Here is a 26267-nt window from a genome sequence, read left to right on the forward strand (position 1 = left end):
GGGTGCAGTCCGCAATCGCCCAACTCGGGTCTTTTTGCAAGGGCCGACATGGTGGAATGTGTCTTTTTAAGTTAGTGTGTCACGCCTTCCCGTTCCCTAAAGGCCGTTCAGGCGACCTTTGCTGCCGTTGCGAGATGGCCTCACTGGTCCGTATTGCCCGAAGGGATGTCCGATGCCTGCACATACCGCGAAAATACCCAGAAGTACCCATCAGACATGATACAGGCCGGGCCGGTCGCACTCATCCGCAAACTGCGATGGCTCTACGCCCCCGATCCGGTCATGGCCGGGTATGCGCTCCGGACAACCTGCACCTCCCTGCTCGCGCTCGGCATCGCGTTGTGGATGGAGCTCGGCAGCCCGCAATGGGCCGCCCTGACCGTCTGGATGGTCGCGCAGGGCACGCGCGGACGCAGCCTCGCGAAGGCCAAGTGGCACCTTTTCGGCATGGTGGTCGGCGTCATCAGCGGGATCGTACTGGTCGCCTCCTTTCCGCAGGCGCCGCTGATGTTCATTCTCCTGCTGGCGGGCGGGATTGGTGCGTTCTGCATGATCGGCACCTTCATGCCCGGTCCGGCATCCATGACGAACTACCGCATCCACGGCATGCGGGCCTCAGGCTTTACCTACGCCATCGTCTCGCTGGACGGCATCGCGGACCCGCACCATATTTTCTCCATCGCAATGGCGCGCGCCACCTATATTCTGCTGGGGATCGTGCTCGAAGCCTCAATTTCCGGACTGTTCCAGCTTGGCCTGACCAAGCGGACACGCCAACAGCTCGCCAGCACCTTCGAAAACACGCTCAAACCCGCCCTGACCGCCATCGCGGACATCTTGGTCGGCAAGGACGGAGCGATGCAGAACGTGCAGGGCATCTTCACCCAAATCACGACGCTTGGCGATCAGGTGGAGTTTGCGGAAGTCGAGCTTGGCCGCCGCGATCATGCCGGAGACCATGCCCGCGCGGCACTGGCGGATATTGCAGTCCTCCTCGCCCGCGCCCTCGATCTCGCGACCCTCATGCGCCTGCCGCTCAGTCAGGACGACATGTTCCATCAGGAAGCCGAGGCCATCCGGGACGTGTTTCTCAAACTCCCCGCCCGACTGGAAGGGACGGAGAACATGAGCGCCATTCTGGCCGACCTGCTGGCCCTGCGCCGTCAGTGCCGCCAGAAAGTAGTCCTCGATTTCAGCACCGCCCAGCCGGACGACGCCGCGCGCGAGGCCGTCCTGCGCCACGGCATGCTCCAGCAGGCCCTCGTTGAACTGATCGACGCGCTGCGCATGGCGCTGGGCCAGTTCGAAGCCAGCCGCCATCCCGAAGCGCATGACCATTTCCATGCGCCGATCCGCTCCTACCGCGACTGGCAGCAGGCCATCACCAACAGCCTGCGCTCGTCCGTCACGGTCTTCGGCGCGGGCCTCATCTGGATCTGCACCGCCTGGCCCAGCGGTCTGACCTTCATCATGTTCGTCTGCATCGTCTGCAGCCTGTTCTCGACGCTGGAGCGCCCCGCGCTGGCCACACAGGCGTTCCTGCGCGGCGCATGCTGTGCGGTCGTGGCCGCCGGCGTGCTCAATCTCGCGCTGATGGGCAAATCCACGACATTTGAAATGCTGGGCATGTGGTCGGGCCTTGCGATGATGATCGGCGGTCTGGCCTTCGCCTACCCGCCCCTGACCCTTCCGGCCGTGTCGTACAATCTCTTCCTGCCTATCCTGATCGGCCCGTCCAATCAGGCCAAAACCGACGAAATCGTCTATTTCAACACGGCCCTGCCCCTCGTTCTGGGGCTGCTCTACGCCTCGTGGATGTACCGCGTCTTCCTGCCTTACGACCCGGCCCGCCAGCGCTGGACCATGCGCGAACACATTCTGCGTGACCTGCATCGCATCGCGGACGGCAGCGCCCGGGAGACGGTGGACAGCGTGGTCTCGCGCAATGTGGACCGCTTCGTCCGGCTCATGACCAATTCCGGATCCACCCCCTCGCCCGTCATCCAGGCCTATCTGACGGGAATCCTGTCGGGCATGCGCGTCATGCTCAACCTGCTGCGTCTTCAGGCCATCCGTCGCGATAAACGGCTCAACCGGAACGCCGCAAAGGCGCTCGCCCTCGTCATGGGGCGCATGAGCCATTTCAGCGGCCGCTATCACGGGCATTACGGCCGCACCCTGCGGGCAACGAAACTCGCGATCCTGAATCTGCGGACCTGCGAACGCACCGAATCCCGCCCCCGCGAGCGTTTCATCCTGATCGCTGCCCTGACCAGTCTGGACGTCATCGCCACGGAGCTGGACACGAACCGCGTTTTCTTCGATGCAAACAGCCCGTATCTCGACCCCTCCGTCCACTCCGAAGAACTGGAATCGACCGGCTGAACGCTGGCTGCCCCCTGACTGAATCCGGGCTGACACAATCCTCACGAACCGATCACGAAGAAATGTTCTGAAACACACTTCCCTTTTCCGGGAAACGGAGGAATTGTTCGTTTTCAGCCGCGGGATACCGCGGACGACAGGTTTAAGACCTACTGGGTTTCAGAACTAAGGATACCGTGATGTTTCGTCGTATCGTGCCCGTCCTCGGCCTCGCCCTCGGGCTCGGTCTGGCTTCCCAGGCCGCCATGGCACAGGAACAGTCCCCCCCGCCCCCGCCAGCCGTTCAGGGCACGCCAAGCAAGGACTTCACGGGCGTTTCGCCCGCCAATCTCGCCGGCATCATGAACTACTGCGTCGAGCAGCAGTACGTCTCCTATGACGAAGGCAACCCGGTTCTTTACGGGCTGAGCGAGAAGTACAAGGCAACCGAACAGACGGTCGGCAATTTCGACTACGCGCTCGGCACCGCCGGCTATTTCGACAGCAACGGCAAGCGTTTCTACCTCGTGGCCTACACGAACGAAGATGACCGCCGCGCCGCCTGTCACGCCGCCGTCAAGGCCGCGCAGCCGATGCTCTGAGTCCCTTTTTCAGGACCGGATCTTCAAAAAAGCTCCCCTGCCCGACGGCACGGGGAGCTTTTTTATGCCCGCTTCCCCGCACCGGACCGGACTTCTGCCTTTCCGCTCTGGGCAGAGGCCCCGGGCACCGGTAATATCCCCGCCTCTCCAAACAGTTCAGGACATGGACATCATGGACGTTTCCAAGATCTCGCCCGGCAAGGACCTGCCCAACGACATCAATGTCGTTATCGAAATCCCGCAGGGATCGCAGGTGAAGTACGAAGTGGACAAGGACAGCGGCGCCCTCGTCGTCGACCGTTTCCTCTTCACGCCGATGGCCTATCCGGCTGCCTACGGCTTCATTCCGGGCACGCTGGCCGCCGATGGCGATCCGGCCGACGCCCTTGTCCTGACGCCGTCTGCCGTCGTCCCGGGTGCGGTCATCCGCGCACGTCCGATCGGCATGCTGAAGATGGAAGACGAAAGCGGACAGGATGAGAAGATCATCTGCGTCCCGCACGACAAGGTTCATCCGCAGTTCACCAACGTCCATTCCGTGGACGACCTGCCGGAAATCACGAAGAAGGCGATCACGCATTTCTTCGAGCGCTACAAGGATCTGGAACCCAACAAGTGGGTCAAGGTCACGGGCTGGGCTGACAAGGCCGCAGCCGGCGAAGTCATCATGGCTTCGGTCGCCGCCGCCAAGTAAAACTCCGGCTCCGGTCGAAGGAATGCCCTATGGAGCCTCCGACCGGCACCCCGATGCATATGCTTTCAAAACCCCCTGCCTTCCGCCTGAAGGCAGGGGGTTTTTGTTCGATATCACATATATTTGTGAGAAATCATGATACATGTAACATTATATTATGATCTTTACCGGTAAATATATGTTACCTCTGAGACGCTAACCTGCTTTTCCAAGGAATCAGCGGCTTGTCTCGAGTCCATCTCCACGCAGCTTTCTGCCTGGCCACCTTTCTTCCGTCCTGCGTCATGGCCCAGAGTGTTGGGACCCAGAACGCCACAGGGACCTCCTCAACGTCCAGCACGGGATCCGCATCTTCACATCGGGTACGCCCGACCTTCCCGACCTTTAATCCGGCCGGAAAAGTCACCCAGATGAAGGTCACGGCCCCATCGCAGCCCATCCCACCGGTCATCTGGCCCTCCGAAAACTCGGAACTCCCCAGCGAGCGCGTCAATACGCCCCTGAACCAGATCTATTTCGGCAATGAATGGGTTCCGCCCCTTCCCCGGCCGGAAGCCCTTCTGGTCGACCCGTTCGGCTGGAATACCTGGCTGCGCGACCGTGGCATTGCGTTAACGATGGACACCACCAACGAGTTTTCCGGCGCCATCACCAGCCCGACGCCGGGCTATGGTCTGAAACAGGGCAGCAGCAATGCAGGCCAGTACAGCCTTGAGAACGATATCGACTGGGAAAAACTCGCCAATGTCCGCGGCTTCTCGACCCATGCGCTCGTCGTGGGCCGGTACGGCATCCCCGCCAGCCGCATGTTCGGCGACAACCTCAACCCAAGCTCTGAAATCTACGGCGCAGGTGGCAATGTGGTCGTCCATCTCGTCTACGCCTATGCCGAAGAGACAATCGCCAAGGGACGTGTGGACCTTGCAGGCGGCCGGATTCCGTTCCTGAACGATTTCTCGTCCAACCCGCTGTACTGCACCTTCCAGAACAACGCGTTCTGCGGAAACCCGAAAGCCTCATCCGACAACACGACCCATTCGTCCTACCCTGATGCAAGCTGGGCCTTCCGCGTCCGCACGCGTCCGACCATCAGCACCTACATCCAGACGGGCGTGTATTTCGCGCAGGCCGGGATCTACGGCAACACCCAGTTCCGCACGGGCTTCAAGTTCAACGGCGCAGACATCCACGGCGAGGCAATCCCCGTTGAAGCCGGCTGGGAGCCGCTGTTCGGCAAGGACAAGCTTCCCGGCCACTACAAGGTCGGCTACGCCATCGACAACGCACCCCACAAGGACAACTACTACGACGTAAACGGGCAGCCTTATGCCATCAGCGGCCTGCCCGCCCGGACCGTGAACTATTCATGGTCGGCCTGGGTTCTGGCTGACCAGATGGTCCTGCGCCATCACGTCAAGGGCAATGCCGATGCCGGCCTGATCCTGCTGGGTGGCATGTACGCCAACAGCCCGCGCACGCAGCTTCGTGGCCAGCAGTATTTCGCGGGCCTGATTGATACCGGATTCTGGGCCTCACGCCCGCTGGATACGATCGGTATCAACTTCTCCTACGTCCGCGTTGCCAAGAACGCGACCGCGACGGAACGGCTTCAGGCCCTGTACGGCATGCCGCTCATGGCAGGCTCCCTGACGCCCCAGACATTCGGTGAGGTTCTGGAAGCCACATACCGCATCCATGTAATGCGCGGCGTCACCTTCGCGCCTGACTTCCAGTATTACTTCCGTCCGGGCGCACAGAAAGCCCTCAAGGACGCCGCAATGCTTGGCTTCAAGAGCCACATCCAGTTCTTCTGAACAACACTTCATCCGGGAAGCACGACCTCACAGGCGGTTTCCCGGACGAACCGCCTGCCAGGGCAGCATTTTTCCAGACCATCCTGAGCGTCGAACAGTGTTCGAAAACGCAGCAGAAACTCCCCCGCCCGCAACGCGGAAGAGACTGGCCGATCACTTCAATATACTGGATTTTTTCTGGAGCGGGCGATGGGATTCGAACCCACGACCCCAACCTTGGCAAGGTTGTGCTCTACCCCTGAGCTACGCCCGCACTCCGTGGAGGGGCTTATGGCCGAATCAGACAAAGCGCGCAAGAGAGAAGATGCCCTCCCGAGACCACGTCGCGGCAGGATGCAGAAACGAAAAAAGGCACCCGAAGGTGCCTTTTTTTCACTGGAGCGGGTGATGGGATTCGAACCCACGACCCCAACCTTGGCAAGGTTGTGCTCTACCCCTGAGCTACACCCGCACTCCGTGGAGGGGCTTATGGCCGAATCAGAGAAACCGCGCAAGAGGGATTTTTCGATTCTGATGCAATATCCGCTTCCCCGCCCCCTCCGACAGGGTGTGGACTTGCACCAGGGGCAGACACATCCGATCTTTCAGGGAACTTGTCTTCCCAGCGAACGGTCCCCGCCCCCATGAGCAGCACATTCGACGAACACCTGATCGGCCAGTCTCCCAACACAGCCCCGGCAGGGACAGCCCCGACAGGCACAACCGCCACCATTATCGACGCCGATCAGTCCAGCTTCATGGCAGAGGTCGTGGAAGCCAGCCGCACGATTCCGGTTCTGGTCGATTTCTGGGCCCCCTGGTGCGGCCCATGCAGACAACTAACGCCCGTTCTGGAGAAAATCGTCCGCGCAGCCGGAGGGCGGGTCAAACTCGTCAAGGTGGACGTGGAAGCCAACAAGGCCTTGGCAGCACAGCTCGAACAGCTCGGCCTGCCGCTCCAGTCCATTCCCGTCGTCGTGGCTTTCTGGAAAGGACAGGTGCTGGATCTTTTCCAGGGCGCCCAGCCGGAAAGCGAAATTCGCCGCTTCGTGGAGTCCCTGCTCAAACTGGCCGGGGACGTCATGCCCGCCACGGAAATTCTGGCAGCCGCCCGTCAGGCGCTCTCAGACGGACACGCGGATCAGGCAGCCGGTCTGTTCTCGCAGCTTCTGGAAGCAGAGCCGGAAAGCCCGGAAGGCTGGGGCGGCATGGTCCGCGCGCTCCTCGCCCTGAACGAGCCGGAAGCCGCCGAAGATGCCTCCTCGCAGGTCCCGACCAAACTGGATACCCATCCGGAAATTACCGGCGCCCGCGCCGCGCTGGCGCTTTATGTGGAAGGCGCCAAAGCTGCCTCGGGACTCGATGCGCTGCGCCAGCAGAGCGCAGCGGCACCCGATGATTTCGATCTGCGCCTGAGACTGGCCGCCGCTCTCAATGGCGCCGGTCAGCGGGCACAAGCCGCCGATACGCTCCTGGACATTCTCCGCGCCGACCGGAACTGGAACGAGGGTGCGGCAAAAACAGAGCTTCTGCGCTTTTTCGAGGCGTGGGGACATACAGATCCTGATACGCTGGCGGCAAGACGCAAACTCTCTTCCCTCCTTTTTTCGTGAGCCGATGACCGACACGCCCGATCTCCCGCCCGGCAACGCACCGGAAGAGCTTCCTGAGGACTTCCCCCGGCGCGCTCCTCTCCTGACAGAGCTGACGCTTGCGGATATTCCGCCCCGCGTCGGCCTGTTTCCGCTGTCAGGGGCGCTTCTGCTGCCCGGCGGCCATCTGCCGCTGCTGGTCTTCGAAGCGCCTTATGTGGCGCTGCTGGAAGATGCGCTGGCCGGACGCCGGATGATCGGCGTGATCCAGCCCCTCATGGACCCTGATACGGACGAGCACCCCCTGCTCTACCGGACCGGAACGCTGGGCCGCATCACGGAATTTGCCGAACATACGGATGGCACCTTCACCGTCACCCTTCTCGGCATTTCCCGCTTCCGCCTGATCCGCGAAACCCCAACAGAACGCGGCTGGCGCGAAGGCATCATCGACGCGACCCCGTTTGCCGCGGATCTGGTCGAGGAAGACCCGATGCCGATCAATCGCGAACTGCTGCTGGAAGGCCTGAAAACCTATCTCGATTCCCGCGACCTTCAAGCAAGCTGGCCGCTGATCGAGGATATGGACGATGAGACACTGCTGGTTGTCCTGCCGATGCTCGTGCCGTTCACCCCAGTGGAAAAGCAGTCCCTGCTGGAAGCCATGACGCTGGATGAGCGTGCCGGGCTCTTGCTGGATCTGCTGGAGAGGGGCATGGAATAACCATGACGACTGAACTTGATCCCCGCCTCCTTTCCCTGCTGGTCTGCCCTCTCACCAAGGGACCGCTGACCTATGACCGCGAGACACAGGAGCTCATCAGCCCCCGCGCCAAACTCGCCTTCCCGATCCGGGACGGGATTCCGGTCATGCTGGCTGACGAAGCCCGTCCGATCGAGGCCTGATTTCTCCAGACCTGTCTTCCGGGCCTGACCTCAGGACCTGATCGTCAGACTTTTTCCCTGATGCCGTTGTGGGACGGCATTTTCGGGGCAGCGGGCTGCGTTCCCCGCTGCAAGGGGCGGGAATGGGCTTTGCGGACCTTGAAATTCCGCACCACGCGCGTCAGCTCCCCGGCATCGCCCACCAGTTTCTGGCTGGCGCTGCTGGTCTGATGGACAATCGCGGCGTTGCTCTTGGTCACGCCCTCCAGCTGCGTCGTGCTGGCGTTGATGTCCATGATGCGCTGGGCCTGTGCCTCGGCGCCCGAGGCGATCTGCCCTACCGCCGTTCCCAGACGTTCGACCGACGTACTGATGTTGCCAAGGGCCGTACCGGTCTCGTCGACCATCTGCACGCCGCGCTGCACATCCTGCATGCTGCTGGCGATCAGCGACTTGATCTCCTTGGCCGCCGTGGCGGAACGCTGCGCCAGAGCCCGGATTTCCTGTGCGACGACGGCAAAACCACGCCCCGCATCCCCGGCATGCGCGGCTTCCACACCGGCATTGAGCGCCAGAAGATTGGTCTGGAACGCGATTTCGTCGATGACGCCGATGATCTGGACGATCCGGTTGGAGGACGAGGAAATCTTGGCCATCGCCTCGACGGTCTTGCCGACGATTTCACGGCCCTGTTCGGTTTCCTGACAGCAGTCCGCTACAGTCGTATCGGCCTGCCGGGCCTCATCGGCCACGGCCTTCACCGAAGACGTCAGTTCGGCGATATTGCGCGCCACGGCCGCCAGCGCATCGACCTGTTCGGCGATGCGGCCGGTGATGTCTTCCGTGGAACCGCTGATTTCGCGGGCTCTCTGTTCCACAGCGCCCGAAGTTTCGCGAACGGCATGGACGATCCGCCCAAGTCCTTCACAGGCACGATGAAACGCACCGCCCATGCGACTTGAGCCGTTTTCCAGAGACGGGTCGATCTGCTGGACCAGATCGCCACCTGCCATGCGATCCAGCGCATCGGCCAGCGCATCCGACAAAGCGGCGAGGCTCTGGATCCGCTCGTTTTCCGCACGCGAGCGTTCCTGTACATCCAGATTCTGGGTGTAGGTTTCCAGCCCGAGCTCCATATCCAGCAGGCCACACCGGATCAGAAGCCCGATCTGAGCAGCCGCTTCCTCGGCGGACGTGCCCTGAGCCGGGCGACGCAGGAGACGGTCCAGAAAGCTGCGGCGTGGCTCGGGCCAGTGCTGACGGAGCAGCTCTGTCACCATGCCTTCGATCAGCAGGGCATAACCGCCGACATACCACTGGGGCTTGAGGCCGATCCGGGCATGCGTATTGCCGATCGCACGGGTACTGGCGACGTAATCGGCGCCGAACTCGCCTTCAAGAATCTGCTTCCAGTGCTTTTCCTGCTGGCTGCGCGCGCCATTGCGGTGCTGTTCGCTGGAAAAGAACTTGTTCAGGGCCGGGGTCTTGAGGATCCGACCATAGAAATGGTCCAGCGCAGCCCCCAGAACGCTCAGGGCCTGCGGGCGGATTCTGGCCAGATGGGCTTTCTCAGCCGCGCCGATGCCAAGAAAAAGCAGTCGTTCGGCAATGTCTGCCTTGACCTGCTCAGTCATAGTCGGAGTCTCCAGAGCGTGGATTTGGCGCATGTTCAAGCCAAAGCCCCTAACACGCCAAGTGTTACGCAATCATGAAGAAGCCCCGACGGATTTCCCGTCAGTTGGGCGTATTGTTTTTCCCGTAAGAAACTTCGGTATCAGGCGTTGCGGGGTGTGGCGCGATATCGACGCTGCCATTCTGACCGCCGAAGGACATGCTACCGGAGGATGGGCCGCTGCCGGTGTCCCGTGAGGGCGACGCTGGACTTTCCGCACCCGGCGGCATGGGCATGACCGGGGCATCATCAGCGTAGGACACGCCGCTTCCCTGACGGTGACGGGCGCTGGCATGGGAATGCGATCCGTGACCGGGGCCTGCACCCGGCGGCGGAAGGGGAGCCATGTCCGGGGACGGCCCGCTGAGCATGGAGCCGCAGCCTGTCATGGCAAGAAACGACAGCAGGAAGAGGGAAGAAACGAAACGCATGGCAGGTAACGTAGCACTTTTCAGCGGTTGACGCATCCCTTTGCGGGATGGGACACAGCGCGTTCCCGCCGCGACCAGCGGCCTGTCCAGCAAGGATGCACTCTACCATGTTCGAAGGCCGGATCACGACCCCCGCTACACGGCGGCGCGCCTGGTGGGACAGTCTGTTCGTGGACCATTCCATCTTCCGGCTCGGCTGGACCAATCTCGCCCCCGTCGTGCCGGGCAAGGTGTGGCGCTGCAACCACCCCACGCCCTCGCGGCTGCGGAGCCTGAAGCGGCGGCTGCATCTGAAAACGCTCGTAAACCTGCGCGGACATCGCAAATGCGGCTCCGATGCGCTGTCCCGCGGGGCAAGTGCGAAGCTGGGACTGGTGCATCTGGACATGGCATTCGAAAGCCGGGGCGCCCCGCACCGTGACCGCATCCTGCGGTTTTACGACATGTACCAGACGCTGGCTTTTCCCATGCTCATGCACTGCAAATCCGGCGCGGACCGCGCGGGTCTGGCATCCGGACTGGTGCTGATGTTCGAAGGCGGCTCGGCTCAGGACGCTCTGGGGCAACTGCACTGGCGGTTCGGGCATTTCAACCGTTCCCGCACCGGCATTCTGGATGCGTTTTTCCTACGCTACCAGAAAGAAGCCGAGGGACGTCTGCCGTTCATGGACTGGGTACGGAACGAGTATGATGAAGACCGGCTCCGCGCCGATTTCAAGGCCGGAAAGCTGGCCTCCTTCGTCAATGACAGCATCCTCCGCCGGGAGTAACGCTCCGGGAGTGAGGTGCTGGCCGGTCAGTCCGTTTTCGGGTCTGCCGCGCCGAGGGAGCGGATCAGGTCCAGCATCCGCTTGCGGACCGCGGGGTCCGGGATGCGGTAATAGGACCGGACCAGATCAACCGTCTCGCGGCGGCTGAACAAGGCGGCCTCGTCCACCGGCAGATCGAACAGACGCGGCGACGCAGCGCTTCGGGACGGAAGAGCGCCAAATGCGGCCTGTGTTTCGGCGAACCCCGTAACGGGCCCCTTGAAAGGCTTGGGCTGGCCAAAAACCGGGGTGAACGGCCGACCGGTCTCGGGAAAAGGCCGCGACGCAAACTCCCGCGACTCCTGAGCCTCCCGCATATCATCGAAAAAGAAGCCGACCGGGACGTCCAGAATCTGCGCCAGATCGTAAAGACGGCTGGCGCCAACGCGATTGGCGCCACGTTCGTACTTCTGGATCTGCTGGAAGGTCAGGCCCAGCGCCTCGCCAAGCTTTTCCTGCGACAACCCCATGAGGGTACGGCGCAGCCTGATACGGTTGCCGACATGGACGTCTACAGGCCCGGCCGCAGCGGAGCTGCGGGTTTCGGAGCGAGCACGATCCGAGGAAGAGGACTGTTTTTCTGGCACACCATGATGGTTAATAAAACTACAACAGCTTGTCAATGTTAACCTTTTTGTGTCCTATCTGTGTCGGCTCCGAACCGCAGGAAACAGGGCCAGAATCATACACAGGATCGCCAGCGCCAGTGGTGTGGCGCGCCCGAAACGGGAGAAAAATGTCGGGGGAAGCGGCGACGGAATATCGCTGACCAGAACATCGGCCAGCCCCCAGCCCAGACGGGCGGTTTCGTGCCCGGTCGCGTCATAGATGGCGGAAATTCCTGTATTGTTGGCAAAGACAACCGGCAGCCCCTCCTCCACGGCGCGCATCCGCCCGGTGGCGAGATGCTGGCGCGGACCGGCGCTGTTGCCGTACCAGGCATCATTCGAAATCGTGACCAGCCAGTCCGGACGATCGTTGCGGGCCGTAACGGAGCCGGAGAAAATGATCTCGTAACAGACCATCGGCCCCACGCGGCCCAGACCCGGCAGATCCCATGTCTTCAGACCCGGCCCCGGCGTCAGGACACCGGGCAGCACGTTGAACGGCAGGATCCAGGGCTGGTATTCGCCGAACGGCACCAGACGGCTCTTGTCATAGATGCCCGCAATACTGCCATCGGGAGCAACCGCGATCAGACTGTTGAACCAGTCCTTGCCGGACTGCCGGTCCGAGCCAACCAGAGATGGCGCACCGTCTGCGGCCCGGGCGATCATCTGCCGGGCGAGCGTGTCTTCGTCCAGAAGGCCGGGAAAGCCGGATTCCGGCCAGATCACCACGGGCGATCGGCCACCCTGCGCATAGGCTTTCTGCACGCCCTGTGCCGTCAGACTCAGATAGCGGCGAAAATTTCCGACCGCATCCGCATGGCTGATGACTTCAGCTTCCGGCACGTTGCCCTGCACCAGAACGGCACGGGGATTGGTGATGCTCAGAGGCGTTGCAGAGGACAGACGCCACGCGCCCGCACCGATCCAGAGCACGCAGACGGCCAGTACCGCCAGCGTCGCGCGCCTGCCGCGAAACACCGCAAGCGAACCAAGCACGAGGGCCAGAGACAGCCCGTCCACACCCAGAACGGCTGCGGGCTGGATCAGAACATCTCCGGCAAGACCCGGCAGTTCAAGATCGCTCCCCAGCGGATTCCATGGAAACCCCGAGAACATGAAGACGCGCCCCATGTCCATGACGGTCCAGCTTCCCGCGAACATCAGCACCCGCCGCCAGCCTGACGGCACCACGCGGCACAGCACGGCCGGAACGCAGATGAACGGGGCGATCAGCAGCGACACGCCGGGAGACGCAAACGGCACGACCCACCAGAATTCGTGAACGCGCGTCAGGATCGCATTTGTCAGCCAGTAGAGCCCGACTGTGTGAAAACCCATCCCGAACAGAAAGCCGCACCATGCCGCCTGCTTCCACGACCGCGCATCTTCCGACACGCGATACAGGACCATCAGTCCCACGGGCAGCAGAAACAGGAAATGGACCGGAGGCAGGGACAGGGCTGCCAGCGCTCCAGCAAGCAGCATCAGTCCGGCGAGCCGCCAGCCACGGATAGGGAGCGTCGAAATCATGAGAAAACCGTCCGGCTGACGAAGGGGCTGAAACAGAAAACAGCCGGCTTTCTGCAATGTTCTGCGAAAAATCCGGCTGCAAGGCAGGCTGTCAGTCGAGGGCGTCGCGCAGGCGGCGTTCGTAATGGCGGTAATACTTGTCCGCCAGCAGTTCGCTCTTCACCAGAACAGCCACATCCGTTGTGTTGAACTGCTCGTCCACCACGGCGCCATCACCGACATAACCGCCAAGACGCAGATAACCCTTGATCAGCGGCGGAAGCTTGTTGAGGCAGGCGCGATAGTCCAGCACATGCGGATCGGTCCGCTGCATTTCCACATAACGGTCCGGCAGCGCGCGGATACGCAGCGCCGGCGGGGCCAGATGGTTATGATGCATGTAGGTGAGCTGGTCGGCCAGGGCATCCGGATTGGTGCCCGGAAGACTGCCACAGCCAAACAGCACGTCGATCCGGTGCAGGAAGATGTAGGACGCAATGCCACGCCACAGAAGCTGCATGGCGGAGCGGCCGCGATACTCCTTCGCCACGCAGGAGCGCCCGACTTCAAGCAGACGACCGGGAAATTCCGTCAGGGTCGAGATGTCATATTCGGAGGACGTGTAAAAACGCCCCACCTTCTCCGCGGCATCAGAACGCAGCAGACGATAGGTTCCAACGACACCGGCGGCACCGGGGCCCTTGTCGTGGTCAATGACCAGAAGGTGATCAGCCGCCTCATCGAATTCGTCGACGTCCCGCTTGGTACGGAAGGCGCGTTCGTCCGGATGGGCGCCAAGTTCTTCGAAAAAGACACGGTACCGCAGGGCCTGGGCAGCGTCGCGCTCTTCATCCGTCTCGGCGATGCGCACACCCAGCGTACCGCCGCGCAGTTCCTGAAAGCCGCCTTCGCGGTTCAGGGACAGGGAGGAGAGAGTCTCCATCTGACGCAAGGTTTCTTCGCTGCTGACCAGCGTATGTGGAGCGGAAATGGGGGTGCCATCCAGTTTGGTGGTCATGATCCGCTCTTGTTCCTGTTTTCTGGAGGAGATTTTGTCCTGTCCTCGGGCTCGGCACGACGGCCGAACAGCTCGATACGGTGGGAGACAAGGTCAAATCCCAGACGCTGGGCAAGCTGGGCCAGAAGACGGACAGGTTCGTCGTCCTCGAATTCGATGACCCGCCCGCTGTCCACGTCGATCAGGTGATAATGGTTGCCGCTGTCGCTGGCTTCGTAGCGTGCCCGTCCGCCGCCGAAATCGCGACGTTCGAGAATACCTTTCTCCTCAAGGAGACGCACCGTGCGATAGACGGTCGCCACGGAGATGCGGCTGTCGATCTCGGAGGCACGGCGATAGAGTTCTTCGACGTCGGGATGATCGTCAGCAATGGACAGGACATGTGCGATGACACGTCTCTGACCGGTCATTTTCAGACCGCTTTCCACACACAGGCGGGCAATGTGCGAATCATCCGGCACGGGGGAAGAGGAGGCCTTCCGATTCCCGGGGCTGCTGCGTCTCTCAGCGGTTTTCGTATCTGCGACCATATCTGCGGCCTAGCCGAAAAACAGGCGTGTTGTCCACTTTATGGAGCCTGTCGGGATTTTCCCTGTCGCCGGGATGAAGAAACCGGCGACAGGGAAAAGAGGCTCTCAGTCTTCGCGACGACGGCCAAGACCGATCTTGCGGGCCAGCGAGGAACGGTGGTTCGCGTAGTTCGGAGCAACCATCGGGTATTCCGGCGGCAGGCCCCAGCGCTCGCGATATTCCTGCGGCGTCATGTTGTAGGCTGTCTTGAGGTGACGGCGCAGGAGCTTCAGCTTCTTTCCGTCTTCAAGGCAGATGATGTAGTCCGGGAAAACCGACTTGCGCGGCGAAACGGCCGGGACCAGCTTCTCGGCAGGAGCCTCTTCCGGAACGTTCACCGTTGCAAGAGAGTCATGGACGGACCGGATCAGGGCCGGGAGAGCGTCAGCCGGAATATCGTTGTTTGATACATAGGCCGTAACAATCTGCGCGGTCAGCTGATGCAGTTCGGGAGCATTTGTCTCTTGCGACATGATAAATTTAAGTCCTTCATCCTTGAGAGAGTGAGCATGTAGCAGTCATGAATTGCTACGTTCAAGCATAAAAAGAAAGAAACGGGCCCGTGACAGAAAATGAAATATTCTTCATAGATATAACGGAGAAAAAGTGCCCCATGACGACTGTATATGTGCGAGCCAAACTCGATGCCATGACTTCCGGTCAGGAACTTGATGTGTGGCTCTATGGAACAGAAACACGAAAGAACGTCAGGGCATCAGTGCAGGCACTGGGGCATACAATTCTAGCTGATTCCCCTGTTTCAGACAGAGCGGATCTTTACTGTCTGAGTATCAAAAGGCGTTAGAAACAAGGACATGCGCGTCACTTCCGTCCCTGTAATAGCCGCGGCGCAGGCCAGCTTTTACAAAACCGCAAGCTTCATACAGCGCAATGGCCGGATTGTTACAGACTGCTACTTCTAGAAATACTTGTCCTTTGGGCAGAATGGCCTGCACCAAAGACCTTCCGACACATCTGCGGCGAAAATATGGATGAACGGCAAGTGTCAGGATTTCCGTTTCATCCAGAACTGTCCGCGAGAGAATGAAACCGGCAGGAATATTGTCGATCAGTGCAATAACGACTTCCGTTCTCTGCATGGATAGTAAATCAATAAAGGACGCCGCACTCCAGACTTCTCCGCCATGAAATGCGGCTTCATGAAGCTCCGCCAGAAGCGGCGCACATTCGATCCCCATCGTCCGCAGCTCAAACGCCTGTCCCGGACTGCTCACAGGGGCAAGGGTCTCAGACCGGCTGCGGGCGGCTTGGCTTCGGGCGGATCGACATAGAGCGGCATCAGGGGGCCGGGAGAAACGCTCTGTGCGGCTCGAACGATGCCCAGAGCGGTCGGGGCGTCGCAGGACAGCACGGGGCATGGCCAATCTGGTTTTTCGGACACGGCATCGCCCGTCACACAGGCCCAGTCCGCGGGATCGAGATCGACGGTCTGGCTGGCCGTGACGGGACCGTGCGGCGGGTCCACGAACACCCGGCCCCGGCGCGCGATGCTGACGCAGACAGCGTCCGAACGGCAAAGTGTGGCGCGGATCGCCTCACCCAGCGTGACGCCGATCGTGGGACAGTTCCAGCCTGCCGCCAGACCAGCGGCCAGTGACAGGGACGAGCGCAGTCCGGTGAACGATCCCGGACCAAGGACGGCCACGACGCGATCCGGAGCCGTGGTCCAGTCGTTCTGTGTCAGGAGGTCACGGATGGCAGGCGCGAAATGCTCGGAAGCGCCGCGTCCGGCCATCAGCTTTTCCGCGACGACCCGACCGTCCTCGACCAGCGCCACCAGACTGGTCAGGCCGGCCCCTGCTCCGGCCCCGTTAAAAACGACTGTCCTTGAAGACCCCGTCCTTACAGGCACAGACAGGCTTCTCCGAAGTCCAGACGGGGCGCACGCGGCTCGGCATGGTCGGGGGCGGGTTCGTTTTCCGCCAGATAGCCAAGCCCGACGAGGAAGTTCACGCGCCAGCCGGTGGCGTTCAGCAGCGTGTCCTCGACCATGAAACAGTCAAAGCCGGACATCGGCATGGCGGACAGGCCCAGCATCCGGGCGGCCATGATGAGATAGGCGCCTTCGAGCGTACCGTTGCGAAAGGCCGTCTCATCGGACAGTCCCACATCGGCAGCAAACCAGTCGCGCAGGCCCTCCTGCGGGTTCAAACGGGGCAGCGCCTCGAAAAACAGAGGATCATGACAGACAACGGCCAGAACCGGAGCGGCCATGGCGCGGGCCACGTTTCCCGGCGACAGCGCGGGGCGGATGCGCTCACGGGCATCCTGCGTCGTCAGGAAAACGAAACGACCCGGCGAGCAGTTACCGGACGTCGGCCCCAGCTTCACCAGATCGTACAGACGGCGCAGGACATCTTCCCCGACCGGGCGCGGCGAGAAGCTGCGCGGCGTCCGGGCCTGCGTGAACAGGGCTTCCGCGCCCGGAACCGGTGCGCAATCAGGATATGTCTGGCCGTCCATGGTTCAGTCCTCGACCTGTTCGACCGAAACGACTTCGGGAACATAATGCCGCAGCATGTTCTCGACGCCGTGCTTCAGGGTCGCGCGGGAAGACGGGCAGCCGGAGCATGCACCCTGCATGGCCAGATAAACCACGCCGTCCTTGTAGCCGCGGAATGCGATGTCGCCACCGTCACCAGCCACGGCAGGACGCACGCGCGTGTCGAGCAGGTCCTGGATGCGACTGACGACTTCGACGTCTTCCGGGGCAACATCATGTTCCGGCGCGGACTGCGTTCCCGAAAGAACCGGACGGCCGCTTTCGAAGAACGTCGTGATCGTTCCCAGCACGACGGGCTTGAGGTCGCCCCAGCTGATGTCGTCGGACTTCGTGACGGAGACGAAATCGCCGCCAAGGAAGACGCGGCGCACGTTCGGCTGGTCGAACAGCGCGGTCGCCAGTTCGGAGCGTCCGAGGGCAACATCCGCATCGCCGAAATCGACGGGACGGGCATCGCCGGTCACGCTGCGGCCGGGCAGGAATTTCAGGGTAGCGGGATTGGGAGTGTCTTCGGTCTCGATGAACATCGTGGTCATGTCCTTGCGTTCCAGTCCGCCCTGACATGTGCCACTTCGTCGCAAGGTGCAAGTGTCGGGACTGCATTGGTCCGACTTCCCGTGTTTTTAACGGCAGGGCACGTCTTTTCAGACCTGCTCGCCCTGCCCCTCGGTTTTCCTTGACGGAGAAGGGAGTCCCTTCGGCAGGATGATGGTCGCACACAGCCCGCCATAGCCTTTCGAGGCATCTCCGCGCCCTAGCACCAGAGACCCGCCTTCACGCGAGATTTCGCGTTGCACGATCGCAAGCCCCAGCCCGATTCCCCCCGTGGCCCGCGAGCGCGACCCCTCCAGCCGATAGAACGGAGCCAGCACGCGTTCGTATTCGCTCTCGGGGATTCCGGGGCCGCTGTCGCTGATGGCAATTTCCAGCGCGCCGTCCTCGCGGGTGCGGAGGGTCGCCAGAACGTTGCCGCCATAGTTGATGGCGTTTTCGATCAGGTTCGACAGGACGCGTTTCATGGCAAGCGGACGCACATGCACCAGCGCACGGTCCGGCCCTTCGTAATGGGCTTCATGCCCACGATCCACATGGTCATCCACAAGCGTTTCCAACGTGGCGACGATATTGATGGTGCGGGGGACCTCCGGATCATCGGCACCGGCCAGATAGGCGAGAATGCCGTTCACCATGGCTTCCATCTCGTCCAGATCCGCCTCGATGGCGGCCTGTGCCTCACCATCATTGAGGAAGCCGCAGCGCAGCCGCAGCCGCGTCAGCGGCGTCCGAAGATCGTGCGAGACGGCCGCCAGCGCCTGTGTCCGGTCGTTGATGAGGCTCTGGATGCGGTCCTGCATCGCGTTGATGGCATGGGCGAGGCCCCGCACTTCGGGCGGCCCGCGCTCGGCCAGCGGCACCCATTTTTCGCTGGAACCAATACGGTCGGCGACCGAAACCAGCGCACGAAGCGGCATGCTGAGGCCGCGGATCAGCATGGTCGCGGCAATGGCGACTGCTCCGGCCGCAATGGCAGCCGAGGCCAGACCACGCGTAACGCGATGGTGGCCAAGCATCCCCGGCACCCGGAAATGAATGTAACTCCCATCCGGCAGACGCTGTGACCCCAGCACATCCGCACTCCCCGGCCCCAGGGTATAGAGGTCCAGATGCGCCTGTTCGAGAATGGGGTCGTCCGCCGTCAGACGCCGGACGAGCTGGGTGAGCGCGACGGGAGGATGTCCCGGCAGCACGGGCGTGATGGAGGCCGGCTGCCAGGCCACGCTGAGCTCGCTGCCCGACAACATGACGGCCAGAAACGATCTCTGACTGACGGGAGCCGCAGCCAACACGCGCAGATCCGTGCTCAGCGCCTCGCCAAGCTGGGCGATGCGCACGTCATCAACGATATAGGTTTCTGCCTGACCGTAGAAAATGGCGTTCGTCAGAAACACCAGTGTCACTGCAACGGTCAGGACAACGCAGACGCGCCCAACCAGCCCCAGTGGCCACAGCAGAATGCGATTCTGAATGTTCAGACCCGTTCAACCTCTGCGACGAAGATGTATCCGAGACCGCGCACGGTCCGGATGAGCTGGTCGGCGTCCGAACCCAGCTTTCGGCGCAAACGACTGACAAGAACGTCAATACTGCGGTCCGACACGTCGCCCAGACGGGTCCGCGACAGTTCCAGCAGGCGATCGCGGGCGATGACCCGCTGCGGGTTGTCCAGAAAGCTGGTCAGCAGATCATGTTCCGCACCGGAAATATCAACGGTCGCGCCCGACGGGTCCGTCAGCTCCCGGCGGCGCAGATCGAGCGTCCAGCCCGCAAAACGCAGCGTCTCACGGCGGACGCGCTCCTGCGGCGCACCGGTCGTTGCGATGCCGCGACGCAGCACGGCCCGCACGCGCGCCAGAAGCTCGCGCTGCCCGAACGGTTTGGGCACATAATCGTCAGCACCCGATTCGAGGCCGGTGACGCGGTCGCGTTCCTCGCCCCGGGCGGAGACCATGATGATCGGCACCTGAGCCGGGGGCGTCTCGTTTTCATGTAGGGCACCCTGCCCGCTGCGCAGCGCGCGGCACAGTTCGATACCGCTTTTGCCCGGCAGCATGATGTCCATGATGATGAGATCGACGGGTGCCACTTCGAGCGCGGCCCACATCTCCTCACCACAGGCAACACCCCGCGCACGGAAGCCGCCGCCCTGAAGGGCACGGAGAATGAGGGTCCGCATTCCGGCGTCATCTTCGACGACGAGGATACGGGCGGGAAGATCTGGGTCGGAAAGATTTGGCACCATGTTTTTTCCATAGTCTCCACAGGGCTGGCATCACAAGCAACAAATCCTGACAATAAATCTTTCAGCGATTTGAAGGCTCATGACGAAAAGCAATTGGCATCGTACAGTACAACGCAACACGGCCGCACCCGTTTTGCTGGCCTGTTTCATGCGTTCAGTTGGAGCCGCCAATGTCAAGAGTTTCACCCGGCGTCGTCAGTGGCGCCAGTTATACGGCCCTTATCAAGGCCTGCCATGAAGGGGGCTATGCCCTTCCCGCCATCAATGTCGTCGGCACCGACAGCGTCAATGCCGTTCTGGAAGCGGCGGCCCGGAACGGATCGGACGTCGTCATTCAGGTCTCGAATGGTGGCGCGCGTTTTTATGCCGGCGAAGGCCTGCCTGACGCCCATCGCGCCCGCGTGCTCGGCGCGGCCTCGATGGCGCGGCACGTCCATCTTCTGGCGAAGGAATACGGCATCGCCGTCATCCTCCACACCGATCATGCCGACCGCAAGCTGATCCCCTGGCTGGACGATCTCATCACGCTGAGCGAGGACGAGTTCCGGACGACCGGCAAGCCACTGTTTACGTCCCACATGCTCGACCTGTCCGCCGAACCGATCGAGGACAACCTTGCGACTTCAGCCGCGATGCTCAAGCGGCTTGCCCCTCTGGGGATGGGGCTGGAAATCGAACTGGGCGTGACCGGTGGCGAGGAAGATGGCGTGGGCCATGACCTCGAGGACGGTGCGGACAACGCCCATCTCTACACGCAGCCCGAAGATGTTCTGAAGGCCTGGAACCTGCTCTCCCCGATCGGCACCGTGTCGATTGCCGCGTCTTTCGGCAACGTGCATGGCGTCTACAAGCCGGGCAATGTGCAGCTTCGCCCTGAAATCCTGAAGAACTCGCAGGAAGCTGTCGAACAGGCTACGCAGAGCGGCCCCAAGCCGCTGCCGCTGGTGTTCCATGGCGGTTCAGGCTCAACGATTGCGGAAATCGACGCCGCCGTTTCCTACGGCGTGTTCAAGATGAACCTCGATACCGACATCCAGTTCGCGTTCGCACAGGGCGTGGGCCACTATGTTCTGGAGCATCCGGTCGCGTTCCAGCACCAGATCGACCCCAGCACCGACAAGCCGATGAAGTCCCTTTACGATCCGCGCAAATGGTTGCGCGTGGGAGAGAAATCCATTGTCAGCCGACTGGACGAAGCCTTCGAGATTCTAGGCTCCAAGGGCCGGTCCGTCGCGCGCAAAGCCTGATGGAAAGGGCCTGACGGAACCGGCTGCCGGGAGGCCTGCACCTCCCGGCTAAGAACTTCCCGTTCAGGGACCGGGCGTTGCGGAGGCGAGTTGCGCTTTCGCAACGTCCGGGTTGTTGGGAAGAGCGTCTTCCCAGCCCCCGCCAAGCGCATTGTAAAGCCGCGTCAGGTTGGTCGCCAGCGTGGCGTCGCTGCTGACGAGGTCAAGCTGGGTGGACTGAAGCTGTGACTGCGCGTTCAGAACGTTCAGATAGTTCGTCAGGCCGCTGCGATACTGGCTCTGCGCCAGGTTGAGCGCACGGCTGTTGTCATCAACGGCATTCTTCAGCCCCTGACGGTGAAGCTGTTCATCCCGATATGCGATCAGCGCGTTGTCCACGTCATGCCAGGCCTTGATGACCGTCTGCTGATAGGAAATAGCCGCCGCCTTCTGGGCGTATTTCTTCAACTCGAGCTGACCGTACAGGCGTCCACCCTGAAAGATCGGGAGGGAAATGGACGGACCAACATTCCAGGCGCGCGCGTTCCAGAACCCCAGATCGCGGAACGACAGGGTCTGGAACCCGAAATCGGCGTTGATCGTGACCTTCGGATAGAAATCCGCCGTGGCCTCGCCCACTTCGGCCACCGCACCACGCAGATGGGCCTCGGCCTCGCGGATATCCGGACGGCGCTGGGCCAGTTCGGAAGGAATGCCAACGGGCACCACAGGCGGCACGACCGGCACGCCGGCGTTCTTGTCCAGCTCGGCATTCAGGCTGCCCGGAGGGGCCCCCAGAAGCAGCGCAAGCGCGTTTTCTTCCTGAGCAACCGCCTGTTCGAGCTGCGCTTCCTGACCCTGCATGTCATGCAGACGGCCCTGAGCGGAGTCCACGTCCAGCTCCGTCACCAGACCGCCATGATAGCGCTCCTGCGCGATGGAGGTGATCTGCGTGAGAATCCTGAGGTTGTCGCGCAGGATCTTCAGGCGCTGCTGGTCGCCACGCAGGCCCATATAGCCCCGCGCCATGTCGGCCTGCTGGGCGATGAGGATGGAACGGCGCTCCTCGTCCGTCGCCTGAAGATCGGCCTTGGCGGCGTCGTACTGGTGCGCGACACGGCCCCACAGGTCGATTTCATAGGTCGCATCAATCGCGCTGCGCCACTGGTTCAGCAGCGGAACCGTGGCACCATCGGCCGCGCCCTGAAGCAGGGGACCAACCGAAGCTCCAGCGGTGTTCCCCGCGGACTTCGCGATATTGCCGCCCACCCGGCTGATGATCTCCTGCATTTCCTTGGTGCTGTACTGGCTGCGCTGATACGAGCCCGAGGCGCTCAGGGCCGGGAAGCGCTCGGCCCCCGCCATGATGAGCTGTGCGCGGCTCTGCGCCAGATTGGCGGTCGCAAGGCGGAAGGACAGGTTCTGGTTGACCAGACGGGCTTCCAGAGACGTCAGCCCGGGATCGTGAAAAACCTGCCACCAGCGGCTGTCGGCCTTCATCTCGCTGATGATGCTGTCAGGCGCCCCAGCCCGATGAGCATCGGCCATATGGTCGGTGTAATGCGCGGGCGACCAGGGCTTGGGCGTATGATATTCAGGCCCCACCATGAGGCAGCCGGACAGGGTGAACAGGGCGCAGCCGCAAAGCAGCGCGCGGGAAGTGAAGGCTGCGCTCACAAAGAAACTCCTGAAGCGGAAATGATCTTGCAGTGACCGACCGGTTCGGTCAGCATGTTAGAGAGACGACCTGACGGACAGAAGGATTTTTCGCTCACATGACGGGCATCACGGACGACGGCCACGCGGACACTCCCGACGGATCCGGCAACACCGATCCTGCGGGAAGCGCCAAGCGCGAACAGATCCTGAAAGGAGCCGGGGCGATCTTTCTGGCGGACGGCTACGAAGGCGCGTCCATGTCCCGGATCGCGCAGATGGCCGGGGTGTCCAAGGGAACGCTCTACAACCATTTCGATGGCAAGGCGTCCCTGTTTTCCGCGTTCTTCGAAGAACAGGTGCGCTGCCGTCTTTCCCCCATCGAGACGCTTGCGCGCAGCAATGAACAGTCCGTCCGCGTGACGCTGACCCGCTTTGCCGAAATGACGGTTCACCTGCTGATTTCGCCTGTGGCGCTGGGGCTGTATCGCATCATCGTCAGCGAGGTCGACAAGTTTCCCCATCTGGCCGATACGTTCTGGCGCTACGGCTTTGGCCGGACGCTCAGCAATCTGACCGAATATCTGGCGCGCAGCGAGACGCAGGGAGAGCTGGATATCGCCGACCCGAGCCTGTCGGCCGAGCAGTTCCTGCTCATGTGTCAGGCCCGCATCATCCAGCGCCGGCGCTTCGGGCTGCCGGTCGATGACAGCGATGCCGCCATCGCGGAATTCGCCGCCTTTACCGCCGACAGTTTCCTGAAGATCTACGAACCGCGCCATCAGTGACCCCCGCCTGAGGCCTGGGCCGCCTTCTTGCCGTTGGGAGACAGCAGGAAACACAGCGGCACCACAAACAGCGCAATCACGCCGATCCAGTCAAAAACCTCGTTATAGGCCAGCATGGCGACCTGAGAGGTGAACTCCCGGAAGGTCTGGTAGAGGGCGAATTTATGCGCCTGCGCGGCCGGGAACCCGTGCGCCTCAGCGACCTTCTGCGCATTGGCGATATAGGAATTGAGGCCCGGATTGGCCGCCGTCATGTGATCCGTGACATAGGTCTGATGACGCTGCCGGGTCTCGATGATCGCCGCCGTCGCCAGAGAGATGGCGAGGGAGCCGACATAGTTCCGGGCCATCGAGAACAGGGCGGACGCATCGGCATTCAGTTCGCGCGGCAAGGTCGAGTACGCGATCGTCGAAATCGGCACGAACAGGAATGCCAGCGAGGCCGTCTGGCTGATGCGGTAGAGCATCAGATGTCTGAAATCAATCGCGGCATAGAGGTTCGAAGCCTGGAACATCGCCATGCCCATCGCGAAAAACCCGAACGCGATCAGATATCGCATCTGGATGAACTTCATCAGGATGCCCACGATCGGGATCAGACAGATCACCGCAACACCGCCCGGCGCCAGAAGCAGACCCGAGGTGGTCGCGGTATAGTCGAGAACCTGCTGGGCAAACTGCGGCACGACAATCGCCGAGGCATAGAGCGTCGCCCCCACCATCGAGATCAGCAGCGTGCCGACCGCGAAGTTGCGATCCCTGAAAACCGACAGGCGCACAAGCGGGTTCTTCGCATAACACAGCCACAGAATGGCTCCGACAACACCGATCACACCCAGCACGGCCATGGTGGTGATGAAGGGCGAGCCGAACCAGTCGTCATCCTCACCACGATCGCACATGACTTCGAGACAGCCGAGGCCCAGCGTAATCAGACTGATGCCGATCACGTCCACCTTCTCGCGCTTCATGCGCTCCCACGGCGGGTCCTCGACGAAAGCCGTCACCGCCATGACCGTCAGGATGCCGAAGGGCACGTTGACGAAGAAAATCCAGCGCCAGGAGAAATTATCGGTCAGATATCCCCCCAGCATCGGGCCCAGAACCGGGCCAACAATGGTGGCAATGGCAGTCAGGCCGAACGCGGCCCCGCGTTTTTCAGGCGGGAACGTATCCAGGATGATGGACTGCTGGCTGGGTTGCAGACCGCCCCCGAAGAAGCCCTGCATGAGCCGGAACACCACCAGCATCGGCAGCGATGTCGCCAGTCCGCACAGGAAGGACGAGACGGTGAACATCGTGATGCAGATCAGGAAGTAGCGTTTGCGGCCAAAGAACCGCGACAGCCAGCCCGAAATCGTCAGCACGATGCCGTTCGCCACCAGATAGGACGTCAGCGCCCAGGTGGCGTCATCATACGAACTGCCGAGCGATCCCGCGATATGCGGCAGCGCCACGTTGACGATGGTGGTGTCCAGCACCTCCATGAAAGCCGCCAGCGTGACCGTGACGGCCACAAGCCACGGATTGTGACTGGGTTTCCAGTCCTGATGCCCGGCAGTATCGCTCATTTCACATAAACCGTCGGCTCGACAGACAGGCCAAGGGCCAGCGGAAGGTTCGGATCAAGCCCGCTGTCCACCACGATCTTGACCGGGATGCGCTGCACCGTTTTCACGAAGTTTCCGGTCGCGTTTTCAGGAGGGAAGGCGCTGAAGGATTCACCTGAGCCAAGCTGGATGGAATCCACATGGCCATGCAGTTTGAGCTGCGGATAGGCATCGACGTCGATATCCACCTTCTGCCCGGGACGCATGTGGGTGAGCTGCGTTTCCTTGTAGTTCGCCACGATCCAGACTTCCGGCTCGACGATGGAGAACATCTCCTGCCCGACCTGCATGTAATCACCACGCTCGACGTTACGCTGGGAAATCCAGCCGTCATGCGGAGCGCGGACTTCCGTCCATTCGAGGTTCAGGCGGGCCTGCGTCAGCTCTGCATTGGCGGATGCGAGGGATGCCTGTTCCTGCGTGACACGGGCATCGGCACTGGCCACGTTTTCCTTGACCGGCTCGGCCTGCGTCAGCTGACCCTGCGCCTGAAGGACGCGGGCTTTCGCCTGATCCAGCGCGGCGCGGGCATAGTCGATATCCTGCTGCGACGTAGCAGCACGGGCCACCGAACGCTGGCGACGGTAATCGGCTTCGGCCTTGATAAGTTCCGCCTGAACGGCAGCGAGGTTGCCCTGCGCCGTGACGAGCTGTCCGGGGAAGTTCTTGTGCGCCACGGCCAGCATGAGCTGATAGGCGTCAATATTGGCCTTCGCCTGGGACACGGCGGCTTCGGCCTTGTTCAGGGAAGCGGCATAGTCCCGGCTATCGATTCTCACGAGCAGGTCACCGGCGTGGACGAACTGGTTATCGTTCACCAGAAGCTGCGTAACGTACCCGTTGACGTGAGGGGCTATGGCGATCTTGCGACCGGCCGTGTAGGCGTCATCCGTCTCGATATTGTTGCGGGTCAGGAAAAGATAGGCCCCGATACCCACGAGAACCAGAACCACCAGCAGGATCAACGCGATCCGGACAAGGGGATTGCGCTTTTTCTGCGGCTTTCCGTTCTTGTCGGATGTCGTGCCATCCTGCGCGTGATCGGCCTGATCGCCTTGCGCCATAATGTTTTTCTCGCTTTGAAAACAGGTCTGTCAGATCGTGACCGGGTTG

General features: G+C 61.8%; 27 protein-coding genes and 2 tRNA genes. 11 read left to right on the forward strand and 18 right to left on the reverse strand.

Going from position 1 to position 26267, the window contains the following annotated elements; all coding sequences use genetic code 11:
* Positions 1-216: 216 nt before the first annotated feature.
* The 4 genes from GAL01_RS05635 to GAL01_RS05650 all read left to right on the forward strand — a co-directional run bounded on the left by GAL01_RS05635 (position 217) and on the right by GAL01_RS05650 (position 5474).
* A complete protein-coding gene (locus GAL01_RS05635) occupies positions 217-2385 on the forward strand; it encodes an FUSC family protein (protein ID WP_099253134.1) in 2169 nt (722 codons plus the stop codon).
* 179 nt (positions 2386-2564) lie between these two features.
* A complete protein-coding gene (gene adhS / locus GAL01_RS05640; protein WP_062030014.1) occupies positions 2565-2966 on the forward strand; it encodes an alcohol dehydrogenase subunit III in 402 nt (133 codons plus the stop codon).
* 172 nt (positions 2967-3138) lie between these two features.
* Positions 3139-3660 (forward strand): inorganic diphosphatase, encoded by a 522-nt coding sequence (ppa, locus tag GAL01_RS05645; protein WP_062030065.1) that lies wholly within the window; start codon positions 3139-3141, stop codon positions 3658-3660.
* A gap of 410 nt (positions 3661-4070) precedes the next feature.
* Entirely contained in the window at positions 4071-5474 is a 1404-nt protein-coding gene (locus GAL01_RS05650) for a carbohydrate porin (protein ID WP_231865325.1), read from the forward strand.
* Between the two features lie 178 nt (positions 5475-5652).
* On the opposite strand, the gene GAL01_RS05655 is transcribed toward GAL01_RS05650, so the two are convergent.
* Both GAL01_RS05655 and GAL01_RS05660 read right to left on the reverse strand, forming a co-directional pair.
* Positions 5653-5727 (reverse strand) — tRNA-Gly (locus GAL01_RS05655).
* Between the two features lie 123 nt (positions 5728-5850).
* A tRNA-Gly gene (locus GAL01_RS05660) sits at positions 5851-5925 on the reverse strand.
* 172 nt (positions 5926-6097) lie between these two features.
* On the opposite strand from GAL01_RS05660, the gene GAL01_RS05665 reads away from it, so the two are divergent.
* The 3 genes from GAL01_RS05665 to GAL01_RS05675 are packed head-to-tail and all read left to right on the forward strand — an operon-like array spanning position 6098 to position 7951.
* Positions 6098-7066: a thioredoxin family protein gene (locus tag GAL01_RS05665; RefSeq protein WP_062030009.1), complete on the forward strand. Its 969-nt coding sequence runs from the start codon at positions 6098-6100 to the stop codon at positions 7064-7066.
* Positions 7067-7070: 4 nt separating this feature from the next.
* Positions 7071-7769 (forward strand): LON peptidase substrate-binding domain-containing protein, encoded by a 699-nt coding sequence (locus tag GAL01_RS05670; RefSeq protein ID WP_062030007.1) that lies wholly within the window; start codon positions 7071-7073, stop codon positions 7767-7769.
* Between the two features lie 2 nt (positions 7770-7771).
* The gene (locus tag GAL01_RS05675; RefSeq protein ID WP_249208348.1) at positions 7772-7951 is read left to right on the forward strand and encodes a Trm112 family protein; all 180 of its coding nucleotides are present in this window, start codon (positions 7772-7774) and stop codon (positions 7949-7951) included.
* A gap of 44 nt (positions 7952-7995) precedes the next feature.
* Here the strand turns inward: GAL01_RS05675 and GAL01_RS05680 are convergent, their stop codons facing one another.
* Positions 7996-9564: a globin-coupled sensor protein gene (locus GAL01_RS05680; protein ID WP_082780092.1), complete on the reverse strand. Its 1569-nt coding sequence runs from the start codon at positions 9562-9564 to the stop codon at positions 7996-7998.
* Positions 9565-9664: 100 nt separating this feature from the next.
* Positions 9665-10033, reverse strand: coding sequence for a hypothetical protein (locus GAL01_RS05685; protein ID WP_062030003.1), 369 nt, complete (start codon positions 10031-10033; stop codon positions 9665-9667).
* 107 nt (positions 10034-10140) lie between these two features.
* On the opposite strand from GAL01_RS05685, the gene GAL01_RS05690 reads away from it, so the two are divergent.
* The gene (locus tag GAL01_RS05690) at positions 10141-10803 is read left to right on the forward strand and encodes a protein-tyrosine phosphatase family protein (RefSeq protein ID WP_062030001.1); all 663 of its coding nucleotides are present in this window, start codon (positions 10141-10143) and stop codon (positions 10801-10803) included.
* Between the two features lie 26 nt (positions 10804-10829).
* On the opposite strand, the gene GAL01_RS05695 is transcribed toward GAL01_RS05690, so the two are convergent.
* From GAL01_RS05695 to GAL01_RS05715, 5 genes are all read right to left on the reverse strand, one after another.
* The gene (locus GAL01_RS05695; protein ID WP_369827260.1) at positions 10830-11312 is read right to left on the reverse strand and encodes a helix-turn-helix domain-containing protein; all 483 of its coding nucleotides are present in this window, start codon (positions 11310-11312) and stop codon (positions 10830-10832) included.
* A gap of 171 nt (positions 11313-11483) precedes the next feature.
* Positions 11484-12983, reverse strand: coding sequence for an apolipoprotein N-acyltransferase (gene lnt, locus GAL01_RS05700; RefSeq protein WP_062030063.1), 1500 nt, complete (start codon positions 12981-12983; stop codon positions 11484-11486).
* 91 nt (positions 12984-13074) lie between these two features.
* Positions 13075-13905: a GNAT family N-acetyltransferase gene (locus tag GAL01_RS05705; protein ID WP_174694456.1), complete on the reverse strand. Its 831-nt coding sequence runs from the start codon at positions 13903-13905 to the stop codon at positions 13075-13077.
* Positions 13906-13976: 71 nt separating this feature from the next.
* Positions 13977-14510, reverse strand: coding sequence for a Fur family transcriptional regulator (locus GAL01_RS05710; protein ID WP_062029995.1), 534 nt, complete (start codon positions 14508-14510; stop codon positions 13977-13979).
* A 105-nt stretch (positions 14511-14615) separates the two neighbouring features.
* Positions 14616-15023: a MucR family transcriptional regulator gene (locus GAL01_RS05715; RefSeq protein WP_062029993.1), complete on the reverse strand. Its 408-nt coding sequence runs from the start codon at positions 15021-15023 to the stop codon at positions 14616-14618.
* Between the two features lie 89 nt (positions 15024-15112).
* Between GAL01_RS05715 and GAL01_RS05720 the strand changes: the two genes are divergently transcribed.
* A complete protein-coding gene (locus GAL01_RS05720) occupies positions 15113-15355 on the forward strand; it encodes a sulfurtransferase TusA family protein (RefSeq protein ID WP_082790718.1) in 243 nt (80 codons plus the stop codon).
* Here the strand turns inward: GAL01_RS05720 and GAL01_RS05725 are convergent.
* The 6 genes from GAL01_RS05725 to GAL01_RS05750 all read right to left on the reverse strand — a co-directional run bounded on the left by GAL01_RS05725 (position 15342) and on the right by GAL01_RS05750 (position 19874).
* The gene (locus GAL01_RS05725; protein ID WP_231865322.1) at positions 15342-15785 is read right to left on the reverse strand and encodes a GNAT family N-acetyltransferase; all 444 of its coding nucleotides are present in this window, start codon (positions 15783-15785) and stop codon (positions 15342-15344) included. The two genes, GAL01_RS05720 and GAL01_RS05725, sit on opposite strands and share 14 nt — an antisense overlap.
* Complete coding sequence (gene tsaB / locus GAL01_RS05730) at positions 15782-16423, reverse strand: tRNA (adenosine(37)-N6)-threonylcarbamoyltransferase complex dimerization subunit type 1 TsaB (RefSeq protein WP_373317664.1); 642 nt, start codon at positions 16421-16423, stop codon at positions 15782-15784. Before tsaB ends, GAL01_RS05725 begins: the two co-directional genes overlap by 4 nt.
* Positions 16414-17034, reverse strand: coding sequence for a malonic semialdehyde reductase (locus GAL01_RS05735; RefSeq protein WP_062029987.1), 621 nt, complete (start codon positions 17032-17034; stop codon positions 16414-16416). Before GAL01_RS05735 ends, tsaB begins: the two co-directional genes overlap by 10 nt.
* Before the next feature lie 3 nt (positions 17035-17037).
* Positions 17038-17601, reverse strand: coding sequence for a NifU family protein (locus tag GAL01_RS05740; RefSeq protein WP_062030061.1), 564 nt, complete (start codon positions 17599-17601; stop codon positions 17038-17040).
* Between the two features lie 117 nt (positions 17602-17718).
* Positions 17719-19083: an ATP-binding protein gene (locus GAL01_RS05745; RefSeq protein WP_062029985.1), complete on the reverse strand. Its 1365-nt coding sequence runs from the start codon at positions 19081-19083 to the stop codon at positions 17719-17721.
* A gap of 20 nt (positions 19084-19103) precedes the next feature.
* Positions 19104-19874: a response regulator gene (locus tag GAL01_RS05750; protein ID WP_062029983.1), complete on the reverse strand. Its 771-nt coding sequence runs from the start codon at positions 19872-19874 to the stop codon at positions 19104-19106.
* A gap of 170 nt (positions 19875-20044) precedes the next feature.
* Between GAL01_RS05750 and fbaA the strand changes: the two genes are divergently transcribed.
* Complete coding sequence (gene fbaA / locus GAL01_RS05755) at positions 20045-21121, forward strand: class II fructose-bisphosphate aldolase (RefSeq protein WP_062029981.1); 1077 nt, start codon at positions 20045-20047, stop codon at positions 21119-21121.
* Between the two features lie 63 nt (positions 21122-21184).
* Here fbaA and GAL01_RS05760 read toward each other — a convergent pair whose 3' ends face one another.
* Positions 21185-22777 (reverse strand): efflux transporter outer membrane subunit, encoded by a 1593-nt coding sequence (locus GAL01_RS05760; protein WP_062029979.1) that lies wholly within the window; start codon positions 22775-22777, stop codon positions 21185-21187.
* A 98-nt stretch (positions 22778-22875) separates the two neighbouring features.
* On the opposite strand from GAL01_RS05760, the gene GAL01_RS05765 reads away from it, so the two are divergent.
* Entirely contained in the window at positions 22876-23544 is a 669-nt protein-coding gene (locus tag GAL01_RS05765) for a TetR/AcrR family transcriptional regulator (RefSeq protein WP_062029977.1), read from the forward strand.
* Here GAL01_RS05765 and GAL01_RS05770 read toward each other — a convergent pair.
* Together GAL01_RS05770 and GAL01_RS05775 are read right to left on the reverse strand one after the other, a co-directional pair.
* Complete coding sequence (locus tag GAL01_RS05770; RefSeq protein WP_062029975.1) at positions 23538-25115, reverse strand: DHA2 family efflux MFS transporter permease subunit; 1578 nt, start codon at positions 25113-25115, stop codon at positions 23538-23540. The genes GAL01_RS05765 and GAL01_RS05770 overlap by 7 nt on opposite strands.
* Positions 25112-26218, reverse strand: a complete 1107-nt coding sequence (locus GAL01_RS05775) for an HlyD family secretion protein (protein ID WP_062029973.1) — start codon at positions 26216-26218, stop codon at positions 25112-25114. The genes GAL01_RS05770 and GAL01_RS05775 overlap by 4 nt, the downstream gene beginning before the upstream one ends.
* Between the last annotated feature and the right edge of the window lie 49 nt (positions 26219-26267).

The sequence above is a fragment of the Gluconobacter albidus genome (assembly GCF_002723915.1).
GTDB lineage: Bacteria > Pseudomonadota > Alphaproteobacteria > Acetobacterales > Acetobacteraceae > Gluconobacter > Gluconobacter albidus.